The following is a 1150-nucleotide window of genomic DNA, read 5'->3' as shown; positions in this document are numbered from 1 at the left end:
GGCGGTGCTGCGGCCGGTGACGCGTTCAAACACGGTATCGGCCATCACCTGCCCCCTCGACCGCCGGTCCCCGGCGTTCGCCAACCGGTCGGCCTCCTGTTTCAGCGCTGCCATCACCGCAACACCCTGCGCCACCGGCAGCAGGGTGCGGACCGAGACCATCACATCAGGTTCCGGCCGGGAGGAGACATGCCGGTCCGCTTCGGCCTTCGCGGCCCGTCGCACCACCGCGTGCGGGTCCAGCCGGTACGCGGCGCGTTTGGCTTCGGCCTCGATCTGCCGATTCCCGAGCCCGTGCAGGCGTTCCGGGTTCCCGGCCAGTTCCGCATCCACCAGCCCCCGGTGTTCCGGGGTGAGGCAGTCGGTTTCAGTCACCAGGATCGCCGCGCGCCGCTCGTTCAGGACCCCGGCCTCGAGCGCTTTGAGCGTGTGCGGCATCTCGGTGACCAGGACCCTGGCCCGGCCCAGCAGCAGAGCGCCGCAGTTCGGGGACTCCCGGCGCGCCAAACCGACCTGCTTGGCGATCCCTTCTCCCCGCCGGGCGGCGGGCACGCCCTTGGCGGCCCGCTCGGCCAGCATCTGCTGCTCCAGGGCGACGATGAGCCGGGCCTGATCCGCGGCAATCGCGTCCTTCGCGTTCTCCCGCGCGGTGATCTGGTCCACCAACTCCGCAGCAGACGCCTCCAGATCGACCGGCGGCAACCACACCCGGGACCCGCTGCCCGCGGGCAGCCCAACCGCCGGATCCCCGCCGCCAACAGCCGCGGCTTCCGCCGGAGGGACAACGCCGGCCGGGGTTGAGGCCGGCGAAGCCACACTGCCCGAAGATGCGGCCGGAGGAATGGAGCCAGCAGGAACCGACCCGACAAGGGGCGCGGCCGCAGGTGCCGTGCCAGCAGACAACGCACCAGCAGGCGCGGCACCGGACGAGGCAGTGCCGGACTGTGCGGAGGCCTGCGCTGCGCCGCGTGGTTCAGGTGCTGCCGGATCAAACATCTTGAGCGTCTCAATCTTCAGCATGCCCACTCGGGCACGGCATCGACTACGAACGGTCACGGAACAAAGCCCGCAGACGCCACCCGGCACCCCCAACCCGGTGGCCAACGTTTGGTGCTGAACTACTATTGAATTCACCCTATAAGCCGGGTCG

At 70.2% G+C, this 1150-nt stretch carries 1 protein-coding gene; it reads right to left on the bottom strand.

The annotated features are described in order from the left end of the window. On the bottom strand, positions 1-816 hold an 816-nt coding region (locus tag ACMX2H_RS18920; protein ID WP_414962823.1), incomplete at its 3' end, for a DUF222 domain-containing protein. Between the last annotated feature and the right edge of the window lie 334 nt (positions 817-1150).

The organism is Arthrobacter sulfonylureivorans (genome assembly GCF_047607445.1).
Lineage (GTDB): Bacteria > Actinomycetota > Actinomycetes > Actinomycetales > Micrococcaceae > Crystallibacter > Crystallibacter sulfonylureivorans_A.
The sequence above is the reverse complement of the archived record's forward strand: the minus strand, read 5'-3'. Positions and strand labels throughout refer to the sequence as shown.